The 396-nt window shown below is 47.0% G+C and carries 1 pseudogene; it reads right to left on the reverse strand.

The features are described from left to right. Nucleotides 1-396, reverse strand: a pseudogene (locus HC175_RS19900) (TonB-dependent receptor); the annotation flags it as partial.

Raw genomic sequence — 396 nt, forward strand, 5'->3', positions numbered from 1 at the left:
TATAAGGCTGGTCTCCCCAATGTAAGAACCCTGGAAAAAATAGGATTTAAGATCGGTTGAGGCGCGGTCGATGTATCCGTCGCTTTTGATGACAGAAGCCCTTCCGGAAAACTCCCAGTGATCATCAAAGATCCCGGTGCTGAATTTTACTGTATGTTTTCGGGTATTATAGGATCCAAAGCTATTGGCGATCTCTGCGGAAGGTTCGTAGCTATACCTGTCTGTTAGTATATTTAAACTGGCTCCAAAGGCACCGGCACCATTGGTTGAAGTTCCCACTCCACGCTGAAGCTGAAGATCCTCCACCGAAGATGCGAAGTCCCCCAGATTCACCCAGAAGGTACCCTGACTTTCGGCATCATTATATGGCACTCCATTAATGGTAACATTGATGCC

The sequence above is a fragment of the Salinimicrobium oceani genome (genome assembly GCF_012037645.1).